Source organism: Pseudomonas sp. NBRC 111143 (genome assembly GCF_001320965.1).
Classification (GTDB): Bacteria; Pseudomonadota; Gammaproteobacteria; order Pseudomonadales; family Pseudomonadaceae; genus Aquipseudomonas; species Aquipseudomonas machongensis.
In genome coordinates, this window is record NZ_BCBT01000002.1 from 162,746 (window position 1) to 175,772 (window position 13,027).

Below are 13,027 nucleotides of genomic sequence, written 5' to 3' on the forward strand. Positions count from 1 at the left end.
CCTTAAGCGGCGGAATCGAGGACTTCGGTCAGCCACTGGTTGGTGACTTCGACGCGGAAATTGGGGTTTTCGGCAGGCGGTACGTCGGTGAAGCGGATGTTCCAGTACACCTTGCCCTGCTCCAGTTGGCTGGCGGTGTTCAACTCCGGATCGGCGAAGACCTCGAAGTTGATGATCGCGCCCTGGTTCTTCAGGTCGCGCATGAAGGCCTGCAAGCCCTCGGTGACGTCCTTGACGTAGGTGGCGGTGATGGAGCGGTCCACAGCCCACTTGTGGCCGTAGAGGATCGCGTCCATGACGATGTCCATGGTCCGCACGCGGGTGACGAAGGCCCACTTCGGATCGCTGGACAGGGTGCGGTTGCCCCACAGTCGGAAGCCGTCATCGCGGATGATGGTGGCGATGTTGGCGTTGTTCAGCAGGTTGGCGCGGCAGCTGTCGTCGCCATCGAGGAACTCCACCGGGCGGCTGGTGCCGGTGATGCCGACGAACTCCTTGTTCGATGGCGAGGCCCAGAAGCCGTACTCGCGGTCAGTGAAGGCGAACAGGCCGGCGACCCAGGCCGAACCTGGCGCATCGACGGTGGCCTCGGCAGCAGTGTCGAAGTAGCGCACACCCGGATCGACCAGGAAGGCGCGCTTGGCACCGAAGTTCTTGGCGTAGGCGAGCGCCGCTTCATCGGTGGTGCCAGGGCCGTCGATGATGGCGATGCCGCGCAGTTTGTCGGCCAGTGCGACCAGCGCGGTGCCGACCGCCTGGGTGGCGCTGTGCTTGGGGGCGACCAGCAGGCGCGGCTGGGCGTTGAAACGGCTCTTGCCGTCGAGCAGTGCCTGCAGGCCGGTGCGCTTGCCGTCGGCGAGCACGTTGCCGATGATCGCCGCGGTCTGCTCGGCCGCCTCCTCGAGCTTGGCCACACCGCAAGCGACGATGACCGCCTTGGCGCGGCTGTAGATGGCGCGGCAGGCCTTGGTGATCGCCGCATCGGTGCCGAAGGCGGCCACGGCTTCACGCTCGCTGGTGATGAGGACCAGGTCGTTGGCCTTGGCCGTGACACCGGCACCTTCGGTGAAGGTGTCGACCAGGCCGATGATCGAGGACGACGGCAGTGCGATGTTGCGGGCGCCGGTGTCTACGTTGGTTACGGTGACGCCGTGGAAGAATCCACTCATGTAGGTTGTCTCCAAGTCAGATATGAAAAGGCCCCGCGGGGAGTGCAGGGCCTTGGGGGGAAGCAGTGTTCTACTACTGGGCCAAGGGAGTCCGAAGGTCCTGATGGCTCTCAGACTTGCTGGGCAAGTTGTCGAAGGTCTCGAGGAGTCCATTGACTGTTGCGATCTGTTCGATGATTTCCTGATAGCGCGCTTGCCGCGCCTCATCATTCAGCATCTGTAGCTCGTGTTTGCGAAGGCGAGCGTCGGCCAGAGCCTCCAGAGCATTTTCACGTTGCGCGGCTCTCTCAAGGATAAGATCGGCGGCAGCGTTGACGGCGATCCCCACCGCATCGGCATAGCGCTCGACCCATCTGCTGGCCTCGCCCTCGTAGCCAGCCTGCCGATAGGCAATGGCCGCTTTCTCGCGTGCGGAATATTCGGGTTCGAAGCGAATCCAAGTGGCATAGACGAAGGCCACCTTCTCATCGATCCGAGCTGACAACTCCTCGGCGGTCGGCCAAGCAGCAACTCGTTTGACCAGCCTGGGTGGGTGTATGGAAAAATCGATGAACTTTCCTTCAGCCTGCCCCGATAGGAGTGACTGATGAAGTTCGTAAGAGATCTCCTTGGCATCGGTTGGAAGGGCAGCTGATAACTCATCGTTATAAAAACAGCGTTGTTCGATACTGGCAAAGATCGGCATAGGACTACCTGATAGTTTGAAGACTGCGCGCAGCGATTAATAGCCGAGAGCACGCCAGAAGACGGAACGGGAATTACTGACATGGTTGTCGATGAATATCTGGCCTTCGAATCCAGATGCCGTAGGCCGCGCATGGCTGATTTCCTGTCTCGATAAGCGATAGGTGGAATGCCAGTCGTAATCGTCGATAGCGACACCCGTAGTAACTACAAGGCTCATGCAGCTGGTTGGGAAAGTAACCGGAAATACCGTGTCTATCGCCAAGCTGGACAATCCGGTGTCAAGGAAGCGATAACCCCATTGCTCGATCAAGCCATTAGGCATGCGGTAATAACCGGAGAGGCCCAGACTTTTACTCCATTGCTGAGTGGCGTGCTGCAAGCCGGTGCCATACATCAACCATAAGTTGTCGCCAAAATAAATTAAGTCTATGTATGCATCCGGCGCAACGCTCCTGGCCAGGCCGGAACCTGTTGCGCCGGCACTCTCTTGCAGACGGTCTGTACCTTGGGGGATCACACTCAGTGCTTGCGACCCCCAGTTCTGCAGTCTTATGACTGAGCCTTGCGTAACATTGGTGATTGCAGAGTTAGGGATTGAGTAACTTTGTGCGTTGCTGCCCCAGAAATGCACGATCCCACCAATATGCGCAACCGTCCCAGCGACCAGGCCAGATCCGTTGAACGATGAAGCGCCATTGAATTGCTGTCCACGAGACTGTACGAAATCAGTGGTTGCGAGCACTGTATTTGACGTAAATCGCGGCTGCGTAGGAGCAGACGGGTTACCGGTAAACACCGGACTATCCGTAGGTGCATGAACCCGCCACGGCGACCATTTTCCCTCGTCCGACATCACCCGCACGGCCTGCAGAACTGCATCGACCGCCACTCCCGTCTGGCCTGAAGTCAAAGTCTGGGTCAAGTAATTCTTGTAACCAGCGCCATCAACGACCAAAGAGTAGCGCCGCGAGAGCGTTTCCCATCCAGGCGGTTGATTGATAACACCCACATAGGGAGTCATGTAATTGCCCGGTACCGTGTAATTGTCCAGATTCACATCAGAGCCAATGATGGCTGCGCCCAGGCCATAGGTACCCGACAGCACCATGCGACCCGGGGTGCGATCAATGACCGACTCGACCTTCGGTGTATTCAGGCTATCCCAGATTTGTGCCCAATCACTCCACTGGCCGGTCGCCAAGCGTGAGCGTTTGTATGTCAAGCCACTGGGGTTGGTCCCCGCTCCGCCGGTAACGGTCTCCCATATTTGCAAAGCAGACTTCTCTCCATCGCGCTCCATGTGCAAAAGCATGCCAACAAGCAGACGCTCGCCAGTCCCCGTGAAAACGGGAAAAGTACCCGTGGTGCCATTGGTGATCGTGTAAACACCGGTCTCTCTGATCTGATCGATATTGCCAGTCCAGATGAAAGCGGTATCGGTTCCCAGTCCATAGCGCGCCAGCACATTGCGCACGAAGGCGGTGGTGGCGATGGAAGAGTCATTATCTGCAGTAGCGGGAGTAGGCGCTCTCGGATCACCAGTGAAAACCGGACCGGCCAGCGGCGCTTTGAGAGCAAGTGCCGAGTCAATCTGCGTGATGGTATAGACGTCCGTCAGCCCATAGCCTGCCACTGTCGTGGGATTGGTAGCTGCAATCACCCTTCCGTACTTGTCGACAGTAACGCTTCGATAAGTACCGATGGATACGCCACTGCGACCAAAAGCCATTTCATACTCTTGGGCGGAGACTCCCAGACTTAGAGGGCCATCACTGACCAACTGCCACGCACTATCACCATTGATCGTCCCTCGCTCAACGAGGACCAGCAATCCTGGAGTTACCTTGGCATCGATGCTGGCATCGGCAGCACGCGCCCATACTCCCCCCGCAACTACATACAAACCATTGTCCTTGGGCGCGGCCTGATTCTTGACCAGCACTCGAGCCCCGACCGTCAGCGCCACACCATCAATGGTCTGCACGCCACTCAAGGTGATCGGCCCGGTAGTCGCTACCAGCACCGAATGCTTGAAATCCTGCCGGGCCAGTTCCTCGGTGACCCACTCACGGGTCGCCAGCACCACGGCCGGGTCGATCTTCAACTGCACATTGCTCGCGCTGCTGACGATCAGGTTCATCCGCACCACCTGAGTACGGCCCGAGCCCTGGCTGAGCAGCGGCTTGTAGGTCGGTGCACAATTGGCCACGGCCACCAAGTCGCCGTCGGCGTCATACAGCGCGATCTCACGGATCCAGCGTCCGCCTACGTCGGCAGGGATCACCTGCTCGGCGACGATCACCGCGCTGTTCTTGTCGTCCACCTTGAGCTGGTTCAACGGCGCGCGGCGCCATTCGTTGATCAGGCTGGTCTGGGTGGCGTTGGGGGTCGGGTCGGTGCCGTTGGCGTCGCCAACGCCCATCTGGGTGATTTTCCACGGAATGCCCAAGGCATCCGCATTGGCCTGCTTCGCCGCGCCCACATTGGTGAGGATGGCGTAGAACTGAGAAGTCTGGTCAACCATGTGCAATGTCCAAGGTATCAATTGTGTGTTCTCGGCCGCCGCGCCCGATGACGCCATCGACGTCGATGTCACGCGGTGCCGGTGGGTAGATGTCGAGCTCGTCGCCATCCTGGAGCGCGCAGCCGAGGTGGAAGGCGCCGTTGCTTTCCAGGCTGATCACCATGCCGGTCATATGCCGACTGACGGGACGGGCGTCGTCGATCAGCGCCGACAGTTCGTTGTAGGTCTGCTCGCTGATGCCCGAGTTCTCGACGCCGATCTTCAGCGCAAAGGTCCCCGGCACCCCGGCAGGCTGGGCCTGCCACCACTCCTGCACCTCGATGAGGTAACCGAACGGCTCGACCACCCGCCTGAGGGCGCCGAGGGTGCCCTTGTGGGCATGAACGAAGAATGTCGAGCGGATCACCGAACGCTTGACGGTGTCGCTCCAGCTGTCGTCCCAGCGATCCACCGACCAGGCCCAGGCCAGCTGGTAGAGCAGGTGCGCGGGGCAGGTGTCGGGGTTGTAGAGCTGACGCAGGGTGACCTTGAGGTCTTCGTCGCCAGCCGTTTCGATGGCCCGCTCCAGCGGGGTGCGGTTGAGCGGCAGAAGGCTGTGCATGTCAGCCTCCGCGCTTGAGGTCGAAGCCTGTGCACCAGGCAGCCTGGGCCTTGCTCGGGCGGATGTCGGTCCAGTCGATCAACTCGACCCGGCTGACGCCGTCGATGTGCAACTGGGCGTCGATGCCAGAGCGGGCGACCTCGACACCCAGGCGGCGCCGCGGGTTGATCCAGGCCTGCAGACGACGCCGGCACTCGCTGAGGATGGCCTCGTACTCGGGGCCGTTGTCGGCCATGTGCAGCACGGCGTCGATCCGGTATGGCAGCACCTGGGCGCTGCGCACGTTGACCCGGTCGGCAACGGGGCGGATGTCCTCGTCGTTGAGGTAGGCGTTGACTTCGTCGAGCAGCGCCTGGGGCGCGACACCGTCGTCATCGATGCTCAGTACCGTGACATCGACCACCGCCGGCGACGGGCTTTCGGCGGTCGCGTCGGCGACCCGTCCCGAGGCGTTGCGGGCGTGGAGGATGTAACTGTTGCGCGGGCCGGCGGTGGTCAGGCCTTCATAGACCAGTTGCACACGTTCGCGCAGGGCGTCGTCGGACTCGAGAATCGTCTCGGTGGGTGGAACGGTGGCGGGGTCGGCAGCCTGGATCACCAGGCGCTGCAACGAAACGTTGGCCGCCAGTTGGTCAAGATCGCGGCCCTGGGCATAGGCGAGCAGCAAAGCCTTCGCAGCATCATTGATGCGTGCCCGGTTGAGCAGTTTTCGGTAGGCGCCGACTTCGAGCAGCTTGGTGACCGGATCGCTTTCCAGCTGTGCCGTCCAGCCATCGCCCATATGTGCCCGAAAGGTTTCAAGGTCGGCCTCGTACAGCGCCTCGAAATCAAGGTCTTCGAGCAGTTGCGGGGCGGGCAGTTTTGACAGGTCTACCTGGCTCATACGCTCACCTCCACCAGGGCGTCGTCGCCCAGGTAACGACCGCTCAGGGCCAGGCTGACCTGGCCGTCGAGCACGGCCACGACCTTCACTCGCTCCAGTTGCAAGCGCGGCTCCCAGCGCCCAAGGGCGCGGGCGACCTCGGCCTGAACTGCGCTCTTCCAGCCTTCGTTGACCGGCAGGTCGACATAGCGGCGCAACCGGCTGCCGTAGTCCGGGCGCATTCGGCGACTGCCCAGAGGGGTGGTGAGAATGTCCTCGACGGACTGGCGCAGGTGAGCGATCCCGGCCAGTGGCAAGCCGGTGCGACGGTCCAGGCCGATCATGGCGCGCCTCCCGGAAAAGCCCGGGCGCGTTGATGGGTATCCATTGCGTTCTCCTGGCATGAAAAAGCCCGCGATGGCGGGCTGGGTTCAGTGTTTGTGGTTGGGCGTGTTGCCGGCGGTATCGATGATCCGCCCGCCGCCGTTGATGTCACCGCTGACAGTCAGCGGGCCGTTGACCGTGACCTTGCCGGTCAGGGTGATGCTCGAGGCCTCGAGGGTGATCGCGCCGTCACTGACCACCAGAGTGCTGGCACCGACCTTGATGCGTGCGTTGCCGCTGGGCAGTTCGATGTCATAACGCCGGGCCTGCCAGTCGTAGGTCAGCGAACCGCCGTCATCGAAGCGCCAGACCTCGGCGTGCTCGCGATTGTCTGGCGGGAAGCCGGCATCGCCATACAGCCCGGCAAAAAAAGTACCTTGCGCCGGTTCACCGCTGGGGCTGAGCAACACGCCCTGCTCACCCAGGCTCGGCGCCCGCCAGTGCCGAGCCTTGCCCGCCGCCTGGGCATGCCAACGCACCCAGGCGCTGGTCCAGCCTCCACCATCGGACACCCGGACCCGGGCAGCGGCCAAATCCACCGCCACCACGCGGCAGGGAATCACCAGGGTGGCGAGCATGCGGTCATGCGTGGCGCTGACGTAGCTCATGCCAGGTCCTCCGGGGCGATGTACTGGCTTTCATTGCCGGGCCCCGTGTCTGGACTGAAGCCCAGCCGGAGGCTGCCCGGCGGTTGGTCGGGCCAGTGCCATTGCAGTTCGCCCAGCAGCACCGGCTGATCCCAGCGCACGCGCCAGCCAGCACCGGCGAAGAACGCCCGTACATTGCGGCTCGGCTCGACGAAGTCGAGCCCCCATAGCTGCTGGCGCAACAGGTCCATCAGTTGCGCGGCCAGCACGCTGCCCTGCAGGCGTGCCTCGGGGTTGGCGGCATCGGGGGTGATGTCCGCCTCGAAGGTGGTGACCAGCACCGAGCGTCCATCCCTGGGCGCAGCATCGGCAGTCATGCGCACGATGCCATGGCGCAACGCAGGCAATGCCGGGGCATGTCCTACTTCCGTATAGGCATCGACCGATGCCAGCTCCGGAATCGCCTCTCGAATCGTTGCGGTCAAGGCCGCATGCAAGGTGGCCAGTTCGCTCATGTGCCGCACTCCTATCGTTCGTCCTTCAAACCAAGGCGCCTGGCTGCCCAGCGTTCGTAGAGGCCGATGGCCACATCGGCCCCCGCCATCGCGGTCAGGCACCCGAAGGCGCTGGCGCTCCAGATCGACATGCCACTGGCATACAGCAGCATCACCGTCGACACCCCGCAGACCATGCAAGCCCCCGAGCGCAGCGCCAGCCGCCGCAGCAGCGACCAGCCTCGGGCACCGGCCTTGTCGGCCCGCCACATCTCGCCGGAAAGCCCTCCCAGCAATGCCAGGACGATCACCAGCCAGAGCGGCATCTCCAGCAACGCCTGTTGCTCGTTCGTCACTGTCCTGTCTCCTGTGTCATGGCCACCGGCGAGTGCCGGTGGATCCCTTGCCGTATAACGCGGCATTCCAAAAGGCCCGTCCGTGCAGGCCCTTCAGTAATGCGTTGTCGAACCGCCGGTCACATCTGGTGACACCGACCGGTTCCGCTTCAAATTGGTGACTCCGACCGCGGCCACCTGCCCGCCGGATAACTGATCGTGGTGCTTTACGCTGCACACCCGGGCCAGTTGCCAACCCTCTGAACAGTCAAGGCCTGTTCATCGCTGCCTGTGTAACAACCGGTTGCTGTCCGGCTTGAGATACAGGCTATGCACTGATGCATATGCAGTCAATGCATTTTTGAAAATATTTATGCATGAGGAGTTGCTTAAATGCATGAAGGCCTTGTCGGGTATGGCTTGTAGGGCTTTTCAGAGAGCCTAAAAATTTTGTAGGCCGGGTAGGGTTTGTGGCGACGGGGATGAAAGGCAGGAGGCGGGGATATTTCGTATGCATGAAAAAACCCGCCGAAGCGGGTTTTTATACAGCGGATTTGCGGGTCAGCGTGCGTACATGCCCCACCAGAAGACATGCCCGAGCAGGCTGATCTGCTCTTCCTGCATCTGCTGGAAACTGTAGTCTTCGTCGGGGTGTTCATCGCGGTTGAAGCTGCGCAGGCGTATGCCGGTGGGCAGGCGATAGACCTGCTTCACCCGCAGCTGGCCATTGTGGTTGATAGCGTAGAGATCGCCATCGATGATGTCGCCAATGGCACATTTGCCGGTGTTGACGCCGACCGTCGCACCATCGCGCAGCACCGGCAGCATGCTGTTGCCGCGCACCGTGACGCACTTGGCCTGGTCGAACTGCACACCATTGTGGCGCAGGCTGCGCTTGCCGAAACGCAGGCGCGCGCGCTCGCTTTCCTCGATGACGAATCTTCCTGATCCTGCTGCCAATTCGACCTCTCGAAGAAATGGAACGGACACCTCGTCATCCTCGACGGGGGTTTCATCGTCCCACAGGCTGATGTCGCTCAGGTCCACATGACCATGCATGGGCTGCGCCTCGCGGGACTCACCCAGCTCTATGCGGCCACGCAACTGATCGGTGCTCACGCCGAAGTAATCGGCGATCCTGGAGACATGCTTGTCTGACGGATCGACAATTTTCTCGCTGAGAATCCGAGACAGGGTGGATTGCGGTACGCCCGTGCGCCGGTGCAGCTCCGTCGGGGACAGGCCGTGGCGATCGAGCAGTTCTCTGAGTACAGTGGCTACGTTGCGCTTTTGCATAAAATGCATATTGCTGCAGATCGATGGGAAATGCAAATGCATACCGCGCGCCCTGAACACGCGATCATTCTGGGATCCCCGTCACCGCATGCACCGCCCGCATCGCGCAAGGCGGACGCGCGCCCTGGGGTTCGATCTGCTCGCACTTGCGCAGCAACGGCAATGCGTCGCTGAACTTGATTGCAGCGACAGTCTCGGCATGCTGCTGAGACAGGAAACAATGCTCGAAGCGATAGGCCGCATACACATCGGCCTGCACCGGCTCATTGTCATAGACTTCGCTCACGATCTCGCGCAGCAACTGGCGGGTCGGCTCGTCCAGCTTGGCCGGTATCCCCTGCAGCAACTGCTCCCGCGGTGTCCCGTCAGCCCGTGCCTGGACGACATGCCGCGAAGCCTCTATCGACGCCTGCATACCCTGCGGGAAAGGGCACTGTGCAGCCGCCATGACCGGCAACGGCAGGCTCAAGCCTGCGACCATCAGATAAAACGCCACCCTTGGCATGGAATTCCTCGCGCTGTATTCGGGCCTGTCCGGAAAATCGATAAATCATAGCGGTGCCCTGCCCTTTGTGTCCTGCAGCAGGCGAAAAAAGCCTGTACTATTGCGGGTTTCGAAATTGCCACCAGACCACCTGTTTCAAGGCCCTGAATGTCTGATCTCTCCGCACACACCCCGATGATGCAACAGTACTGGAAGCTGAAGAACCAGCATCCAGACCAGCTGATGTTCTACCGCATGGGCGACTTCTACGAAATCTTCTACGAAGATGCGAAGAAAGCCGCGAAACTGCTGGACATCACCCTGACCGCACGCGGTCAGTCGGCGGGCCAGTCGATCCCCATGTGCGGGATTCCGTTCCACTCGCTGGAAGGCTACCTGGCCAAGCTGGTCAAGCTCGGCGAATCGGTGGTGATCTGCGAGCAGATCGGCGACCCGGCCACCAGCAAGGGCCCGGTTGAGCGCCAGGTGGTGCGTATCATCACGCCGGGTACGGTCAGCGACGAGGCGCTGCTCGACGAGCGCCGCGACAACCTGATCGCCGCCCTGCTGGGTGACGAACGCCTGTTTGGCCTCGCGGTACTGGACATCACCAGCGGCAGCTTCACCGTGCAGGAGATCAAGGGCTGGGAAAACCTGCTCGCCGAACTCGAGCGTATCAACCCGGTGGAGCTGCTGATTCCCGACGACTGGCCCCAGGGCCTTCCGGCAGAGAAACGCCCGGGAGCGCGGCGTCGGGCTCCGTGGGACTTCGATCGTGACTCGGCGCGCAAGAGTCTGTGCCAGCAGTTCGCAACCCAGGACCTCAAGGGCTTCGGCTGCGACAAGCTGACCCTGGCCATCGGCGCCGCCGGCTGCCTGCTGACCTACGCCAAGGAAACCCAGCGCACCAGCCTGCCGCACCTGCGCAGCCTGCGCCATGAGCGCATGGATGACACGGTGATTCTCGACGGCGCCAGCCGCCGCAACCTCGAGCTGGACATCAACCTGGCAGGTGGCCGCGACAACACGCTGCAGTCGGTCATCGACCGCTGCCAGACGGCCATGGCCAGCCGCCTGCTGAGCCGCTGGCTGAACCGCCCGCTGCGCGACCTGAAAGTCCTGCAGGCACGCCAGGATTCGATCCGCTGCTTCCTCGACGGCTACCGTTTCGAGAAGCTGCAGCCGCAACTCAAGGAAATCGGTGATATCGAGCGGATTCTCGCCCGTATCGGCCTGCGCAACGCCCGCCCACGTGATCTGGCACGCCTGCGCGATGCCCTTGGCGCCCTGCCCGAACTGCAGAACGCCATGGCCGAGCTCGAAGCCCCCCACCTGGCCCGCCTGGCGGCGATCACTGGCACCTACCCGGAGCTGGCCAGCCTGCTGGAGCGGGCAATCATCGACAACCCGCCTGCGGTGATCCGCGACGGCGGCGTGCTCAAGACCGGCTACGACAGCGAACTCGACGAACTGCTGGCCATGAGCGAGAACGCCGGTCAGTTCCTGATCGACCTCGAAGCCCGTGAGAAAGCCCGCACCGGGCTTGCCAATCTCAAGGTCGGCTACAACCGTGTGCATGGCTATTTCATCGAGCTGCCCACCAAACAAGCCGAACAAGCGCCGGGCGACTATATCCGCCGCCAGACGCTCAAGGGCGCCGAGCGCTTCATCACGCCTGAACTCAAGGCGTTCGAAGACAAGGCGTTGTCGGCCAAGAGCCGCGCCCTGGCCCGCGAGAAGATGCTCTACGATGCACTGCTCGAGACCTTGATCAGCCACCTCGCGCCGTTGCAGGACAGCGCTGCGGCGCTGGCCGAGCTGGACGTGCTGAGCAACCTCGCCGAGCGCGCACTGACCCTGGACCTGAACTGCCCGAGCTTCGTCGACGAGCCGTGCCTGCGCATCGAGCAGGGGCGTCATCCAGTGGTCGAGCAGGTACTGACCACGCCGTTCGTGGCCAACGACCTGGGCCTGGACAACAACACCCGCATGCTGATCATCACCGGCCCGAACATGGGCGGTAAATCCACCTACATGCGCCAGACTGCATTGATCGTGCTGATGGCGCATATCGGCAGCTTCGTGCCGGCAGCGCGCTGCGAGCTGTCGCTGGTGGACCGCATCTTCACCCGCATCGGTTCCAGCGACGACCTGGCCGGCGGCCGCTCGACCTTCATGGTAGAGATGAGCGAGACCGCCAACATCCTGCACAATGCCACCGACCGCAGCCTGGTACTGATGGACGAGGTCGGCCGCGGCACCAGTACCTTCGACGGCCTGTCGCTGGCCTGGGCCGCCGCCGAACGTCTGGCGCAGTTGCGCGCCTACACCCTGTTCGCCACCCACTACTTCGAACTGACCGTACTGCCGGACAGCGAGCCGCTGGTGGCCAACGTGCACCTGAACGCCACCGAGCACAACGAGCGTATCGTGTTCCTGCACCATGTGCTGCCAGGCCCCGCCAGCCAGAGCTATGGCCTGGCAGTGGCGCAACTGGCGGGCGTGCCGTCGCAAGTCATCCTGCGCGCTCGCGAACACCTGGGCCGCCTGGAAACCGCCAGCCTGCCCCACGAGGCGCCGGTGACCAAAGCCAAGGGCGAACCGCACGTGCCGCACCAGAGCGACCTGTTCGCCAGCCTGCCCCACCCGGTCATCGAGAAGCTGGGCAAGCTGGCACTGGACGACATGACGCCTCGCCAAGCTATCGAAATGCTATATCAACTGAAAAACCTGTTATAACGGCCAGCCGCGCAAGCTGGTAGAATCCGCCGCGGTTTGCCGGAGCTGCAGGTTATTAGCCTGGCCTGCAGCCAACGTGAACCGCGCTGCCCTGGAAGGAAGGGCACGCTGCCGTCGCCTGAGGAGAAAATTAGAAATGACCTTCGTCGTCACCGACAACTGCATCAAATGCAAGTACACCGACTGCGTGGAAGTCTGTCCGGTGGACTGCTTCTACGAAGGCCCGAATTTCCTGGTCATTCACCCGGACGAGTGCATCGACTGTGCGCTGTGCGAGCCCGAGTGCCCGGCTCAGGCCATTTTCTCGGAGGACGAAGTGCCTGCGGGGATGGAGAACTTCCTCGAGCTCAACGCCGAGCTGGCTGAGATATGGCCGAACATCACCGAGCGTAAGGATCCCCTGCCGGACGCTGAAGAATGGGATGGCAAGCCAGGCAAGATCGCTGATCTGGAGCGCTGATCGCTGCAGTGACAAAAAAAGGCCCGCAAGGGCCTTTTTTGTGCCTGGCATTCGAGCTCATGCAAGCCCGAGCGAGGAGAAATCGCAGGCAAAAAAAGGGGCGGTTTGACCCGCCCACATTTTTTCCGTAGTCCCTGCTTGTCCCATTCATCATCCTGATGAATCGCATCCTGCGATGTCCTTGGCGATCATCCTTGAAAGCCTGTGCCAGTCCGTCGGCACACTTCAGATACTAGCGATTTCCCCAGCGCGAGCAACCCGCGCACCTCACAAGATGCTACAGCTGACACATTTGCAAATATCAAAAAAATCCATGATTTTCAGAGAGTTAAGAAAATATCGTTGCTGAAAAAGGCAATTGTTTACTCTTGGTGGTAGCGAAGGCTTACACCACAAGTAAGCGAT

General features: G+C 61.7%; 12 protein-coding genes and 1 pseudogene. 2 read left to right on the top strand and 11 right to left on the bottom strand.

The features are described from left to right. Positions 1-2: 2 nt before the first annotated feature. The 11 genes and pseudogenes from APH44_RS02120 to APH44_RS02170 form a co-directional block, all read right to left on the bottom strand. The gene (locus APH44_RS02120; protein ID WP_054891040.1) at positions 3-1,169 is read right to left on the bottom strand and encodes a phage tail sheath family protein; all 1,167 of its coding nucleotides are present in this window, start codon (positions 1,167-1,169) and stop codon (positions 3-5) included. A 73-nt stretch (positions 1,170-1,242) separates the two neighbouring features. After that, positions 1,243-1,854: a hypothetical protein gene (locus APH44_RS02125; protein WP_054891041.1), complete on the bottom strand. Its 612-nt coding sequence runs from the start codon at positions 1,852-1,854 to the stop codon at positions 1,243-1,245. A 1,772-nt stretch (positions 1,855-3,626) separates the two neighbouring features. Next, positions 3,627-4,380, bottom strand: a pseudogene (locus APH44_RS30005) (phage tail protein); the annotation flags it as partial. Next, positions 4,373-4,981 carry a phage tail protein I gene (locus tag APH44_RS02135; protein WP_054891043.1) on the bottom strand — a complete coding sequence of 203 codons (609 nt, stop codon included), beginning with the start codon at positions 4,979-4,981 and terminating at the stop codon, positions 4,373-4,375. The pseudogene APH44_RS30005 and the gene APH44_RS02135, both read right to left, overlap by 8 nt. 1 nt (position 4,982) lies before the next feature. Then, positions 4,983-5,864, bottom strand: a complete 882-nt coding sequence (locus APH44_RS02140) for a baseplate J/gp47 family protein (RefSeq protein ID WP_054891044.1) — start codon at positions 5,862-5,864, stop codon at positions 4,983-4,985. Beyond that, the gene (locus tag APH44_RS02145; RefSeq protein WP_054891045.1) at positions 5,861-6,187 is read right to left on the bottom strand and encodes a GPW/gp25 family protein; all 327 of its coding nucleotides are present in this window, start codon (positions 6,185-6,187) and stop codon (positions 5,861-5,863) included. The genes APH44_RS02140 and APH44_RS02145 overlap by 4 nt, the downstream gene beginning before the upstream one ends. Positions 6,188-6,274: 87 nt before the next feature. Then, on the bottom strand, positions 6,275-6,835 hold the full coding sequence (locus APH44_RS02150) for a phage baseplate assembly protein V (RefSeq protein ID WP_054891046.1): 561 nt from the start codon (positions 6,833-6,835) through the stop codon (positions 6,275-6,277). Beyond that, positions 6,832-7,329 (bottom strand): hypothetical protein, encoded by a 498-nt coding sequence (locus tag APH44_RS02155; RefSeq protein ID WP_054891047.1) that lies wholly within the window; start codon positions 7,327-7,329, stop codon positions 6,832-6,834. Before APH44_RS02155 ends, APH44_RS02150 begins: the two co-directional genes overlap by 4 nt. A gap of 11 nt (positions 7,330-7,340) precedes the next feature. Next, complete coding sequence (locus APH44_RS02160) at positions 7,341-7,664, bottom strand: phage holin family protein (protein ID WP_054891048.1); 324 nt, start codon at positions 7,662-7,664, stop codon at positions 7,341-7,343. Between the two features lie 540 nt (positions 7,665-8,204). Beyond that, complete coding sequence (locus APH44_RS02165) at positions 8,205-8,939, bottom strand: XRE family transcriptional regulator (RefSeq protein WP_054891094.1); 735 nt, start codon at positions 8,937-8,939, stop codon at positions 8,205-8,207. Positions 8,940-9,003: 64 nt separating this feature from the next. Next, on the bottom strand, positions 9,004-9,444 hold the full coding sequence (locus APH44_RS02170) for a hypothetical protein (RefSeq protein ID WP_153773116.1): 441 nt from the start codon (positions 9,442-9,444) through the stop codon (positions 9,004-9,006). Positions 9,445-9,591: 147 nt separating this feature from the next. Between APH44_RS02170 and mutS the strand changes: the two genes are divergently transcribed. After that, a complete protein-coding gene (gene mutS / locus APH44_RS02175; RefSeq protein ID WP_054891050.1) occupies positions 9,592-12,162 on the top strand; it encodes a DNA mismatch repair protein MutS in 2,571 nt (856 codons plus the stop codon). A gap of 136 nt (positions 12,163-12,298) precedes the next feature. Next, the gene (gene fdxA / locus APH44_RS02180; RefSeq protein ID WP_054891051.1) at positions 12,299-12,622 is read left to right on the top strand and encodes a ferredoxin FdxA; all 324 of its coding nucleotides are present in this window, start codon (positions 12,299-12,301) and stop codon (positions 12,620-12,622) included. Positions 12,623-13,027: the final 405 nt, after the last annotated feature.